The 3,640-nt window shown below is 56.9% G+C and carries 7 protein-coding genes; 3 read left to right on the forward strand and 4 right to left on the reverse strand.

The annotated features are described in order from the left end of the window. Both JWR89_RS25755 and JWR89_RS25760 read right to left on the reverse strand, forming a co-directional pair. Positions 1-339 (reverse strand): hypothetical protein (locus JWR89_RS25755; protein WP_299721032.1); only part of this gene is annotated, 339 nt, incomplete at its 3' end. A 177-nt stretch (positions 340-516) separates the two neighbouring features. Then, positions 517-744 carry a hypothetical protein gene (locus tag JWR89_RS25760; RefSeq protein ID WP_299721033.1) on the reverse strand — a complete coding sequence of 76 codons (228 nt, stop codon included), beginning with the start codon at positions 742-744 and terminating at the stop codon, positions 517-519. Positions 745-897: 153 nt separating this feature from the next. Here JWR89_RS25760 and JWR89_RS25765 point away from each other — a divergent pair, with 153 nt between their 5' ends. Continuing rightward, entirely contained in the window at positions 898-1,092 is a 195-nt protein-coding gene (locus tag JWR89_RS25765; RefSeq protein WP_299721034.1) for a DUF3606 domain-containing protein, read from the forward strand. A 334-nt stretch (positions 1,093-1,426) separates the two neighbouring features. Here JWR89_RS25765 and JWR89_RS25770 read toward each other — a convergent pair whose 3' ends face one another. Both JWR89_RS25770 and JWR89_RS25775 read right to left on the reverse strand, forming a co-directional pair. Continuing rightward, on the reverse strand, positions 1,427-2,008 hold the full coding sequence (locus JWR89_RS25770) for a hypothetical protein (protein ID WP_299721035.1): 582 nt from the start codon (positions 2,006-2,008) through the stop codon (positions 1,427-1,429). 87 nt (positions 2,009-2,095) lie between these two features. Further along, on the reverse strand, positions 2,096-2,452 hold the full coding sequence (locus JWR89_RS25775) for a hypothetical protein (protein WP_299721036.1): 357 nt from the start codon (positions 2,450-2,452) through the stop codon (positions 2,096-2,098). Between the two features lie 12 nt (positions 2,453-2,464). Here JWR89_RS25775 and JWR89_RS25780 point away from each other — a divergent pair, with 12 nt between their 5' ends. After that, positions 2,465-2,848 carry a hypothetical protein gene (locus tag JWR89_RS25780; RefSeq protein WP_299721037.1) on the forward strand — a complete coding sequence of 128 codons (384 nt, stop codon included), beginning with the start codon at positions 2,465-2,467 and terminating at the stop codon, positions 2,846-2,848. A 489-nt stretch (positions 2,849-3,337) separates the two neighbouring features. Beyond that, positions 3,338-3,601, forward strand: a complete 264-nt coding sequence (locus tag JWR89_RS25785; RefSeq protein ID WP_299721038.1) for a helix-turn-helix domain-containing protein — start codon at positions 3,338-3,340, stop codon at positions 3,599-3,601. The last annotated feature ends 39 nt before the right edge of the window (positions 3,602-3,640 follow it).

The following is a 3,640-nucleotide window of genomic DNA, read 5'->3' on the forward strand; positions in this document are numbered from 1 at the left end:
GGACGCGCGACGCGATCGGCGCTCGTCGCTGCTCTTCGATGTGGATACCTGACGAGAGGAGGAACAAATCCGGAGGCGCCGCGTAATGTGTGGCATGAAAATCCAGCAGCCTGCCGGGGGGGCTTCAGGGTCGATACTCGCTCCCGTTTCATTGTCACTCGAATGGACTTGACGCGCCGCCCGTCGCAAGTACGCCCAGACATCGGCTGCCGGCACCATCTCGCATTGCGGCGCCATGATAGTGCCGGTTTCGACGCAAGCGACCGACCGTCGCTGCTTGGCTTCTGCGGGCATGGCAAGGAGAGCGCAGAGCAAAACTGCCGCAAGAAAGCGGATCATTCAGACTCCTCGGTAAGGTTGATTGGTGAGGTTAAGAAACGAGTTCCGTTGCACCCGTGCGCGCGGCAACTAGCGTCGAAAGCGCCGCATGGCGACCGATCTAGTTCTTGCGTCCGGTCGCAATTTGAATGTGCAGCACGGGGCCGCCTTCCCTTTTCGGGAGCAAAGGCGGCCTCACTATTTGATGATGAAGTTGATGTCGCGCACGCCGCCGGTGATCGGCCATATCCACCACATCAGCCTCACGCATGGACAGGTCGCACGCACCTTCCTGTTGGAACAGCAGGCGACGGTGAGACCGGATGCGGGCTTTCCGCCATCCGTGGTCTTACGGCCGAACACCAGCGCAATGACGTTGGTGGGCTCAGAGCCTTGCACTTCAACGTTGCCAATTTGATAGGACATGGTCTTGCACCGTTCGCTTTCGGTATTCCGTTTCTAGAGCCATGGCCGTCGCCGTTGCGACCTGCATGGCAGGTTGAAGCCTCGTTAAGATTCCGATGGTTGTCTGATATGCTGCGGTCTAAACTCTTCAGACTTCATGTACAGGAGGAGGAAATGGCAGACGACAAAAAGAAGGTCGGTAAGCCCGACAGTGACAACGTCTCGGCCGACGAGGGCTACGAATTAGCCTATTTCGCTAGGAAGCACGGTATCACGCCAGATCAAGCAGTTGGACTGGTTGCTGAACATGGCAACAATCGAGCTAGGCTCGACGCTGCCGTAGAGGAATGGAAAAGGACGCTGAAGTAGTAGCGATCGATCGCCACGGCCAGCGATTCAAATACTTCCTGCTAGAAATGACGCAGCGCAGCGGGTGCACTGCGAGAACCAGACTGTGAACTTTGACGCAAGGCTGACTCGGTTCCGGGTGGCCACGGCGCGCCTGGATTCTCGTCATGCCACCATCGCTGTACGTCCGCCCGCATGACGCGTGACCACATTTATTATGCGACACCAACGAAATGCAAAGCCCGCCTCGGCGGGTGCCGGGCGGGCTATGGTGCTTGCGAAATTCTGATGGTTTGATCGATGTCAAGGAGTAGACTCCATGTCAACACCTTACTTCGATCGTTCTCAGCTAAACTTAAATCGAGCGTTTTCCGAAACCAGGCGACGGCGCCGCCTTGGTCGATGGTGATCGCTTCTGTGAGTCAATATACGCGGCGATCGCTGCATCTGCACTTTCGGTCGAGAACGCAGCGCTCTGGAACGCCGGCTCCTTGCTTGCGATTCCGGCTATCTTGATAGGGGTCGACAAAAGACCAGCAACTATCACGGCCAGCGCTCCTCCAATCAAAGGCAGCCATCCCCACTCAATGCCCACCGAGTTGATCAAAATATTACCAAGCCCCGAAAACGGATTGTTTTTCGGAACAGGCGCAGATCGAGCTTTCTCTAGAATGGCTAACAGCCCAACCAAGGTGTGCCCCATGATACACAGGGCTGCGACACCGAGAGCCGCTGCCGTCCGGCGGTATGCATACAAGCCGGCAAGAACGATTGCGATCGCTCGTCCTAAGACAACGATCCCGTCGCCCTTGCCGCCCGCTATGTAATTCATGCTGCCAACAATCGGCATCTTCACAATCGGAAAAAGCGTCCCGGATGCCATAATCAGCGCACCGCCGAGCAACACCTTGTCATATGTCGAAAACCGCTCAATCACCTTGTGCCTCCCCAAGAAATCTAGTTGAGGCTTTAATCACACGCCGGTTGCATCAGGGTTAAGATAAAACCTTCCAGTTGAATGGTTTCATGGGAGATGGCGGAGCCCGCGCACCGCACCAAAGCCCGGGCTGTCCGAGCGCGTTTCGGTACGTGGATTGAACCGTTGCCGCTGCTGACGATAGGCGGGCGACCGACGCTCGCCGACAGCCGCCCAAGCTTTCTTTAGCGCATCGTGAAAGGTGCTCAGGCCGCCGTGCTTGCAGATGGCGCCGATCGGCGCGACGTGACAGCAAAAGTCCTCGATCGAGGTGACATCGCCCAGTCCAAGCCGCCGTACCAGTTCGGAGGACGATTCGTTGGTGACGACCACGAAAGCGACCGATCGCTTTCCGTGCGAGCATTTCCAGAAGTCTCGGCCAATCGCACGCTCGATTGGCTTCAAGGCATATCCGGCATGCTCTATCTCGAACTTGAACTCAATCCGCACTGTTCGAGAAGGAGATTCGTGAAACCGCCGTTCTGGCGCTGGCCGCCGCCACCACCGCCGGGCTTAGGGCTGAATTTGGGACTGTTGCGGAGCCAGTTGCGTCCGGCCGCATTCCAATCGGCGAATTCGGTGGCTTTCGATCGATGGTGGTCGATGAAGCGCTCGAACTACTCTTTCGCCTCGGTCGGACCGATGTGGCGTTTGTTGGCCTGCACCAGAAACTCAAGCCTCAGCGCATCCAGTCGATCGTCATCGGGGACAGGGGTGGTCGGAGGTTTCGGCTTCCGCTTTGAGGATTTTGCTGCAGATCGATCCGGTTTTTTTGTTCCTTCGCCCGAAGGAATCTCCTGAGCTATATGCTTAGATATAGAGCGCGTCGCTGTTGATGAGCTCGGGCGGGACATCCTTCGCGCCGGACCGCTACGTGTCACGGTGGCCGGGCAGTTCTAGCTGTCCGGATTTGTCGATGAAGCTTTTCAAGACGAAACGGTCGGCTCGTTCATGGGGCACTCGCTGAAAGTGCTAGTTATCGGTCCGTGAACGTGAGCCGCCAAAGTGAACATGCTTCAACGGCAGCTTTGCGCCACAAGCTGCCATGCCAGAACGGCTCATTCCGCGGTTCGTGCATGAGCTTGCTTCGGCTCGCTGCCGACGCGCGCTCTGTGACCTCAGAAGTGCAGGCATTCAGACTGGTGTATCGGAACGGTCGCAATCCGCTGACGGCGTCCCCGAAACTGCAATCAGTCAATGTTTGATTGCAGAACATCTTGTGCACTTACCGGAGTTTCCTCGATGACCGTCGATCCTAGCCTCACGCAAATTGGAACGCGCAACAGCTCATTGCATAATCTCGTCACCAGCCGCTCCTTCGTACCTCCAGCAGGTCCAGTATTTCTCACCCTTGAGGAGGTTGTTGAGCGTTATCGCGGACAGGTCAGCGAGGGAACCCTTCGCAACTGGCGTTCGATTAGGGTCGGCCCATCTTTCATCAAGAGCGGCAAAGCCATTCTCTATCCGCTGGAAGAGCTCGATCGCTGGGATCGCAGAAATCTAGTTGTTTGCCGGCCTTCACGATCGCTCCCGTTGGAGGACGCTATATCGTGACATCTGCCAGTCCGACGGTTGCCGCTGAGTGAGATGATC

This window comes from Tardiphaga sp. (assembly GCF_028290785.1).
GTDB lineage: Bacteria > Pseudomonadota > Alphaproteobacteria > Rhizobiales > Xanthobacteraceae > Tardiphaga.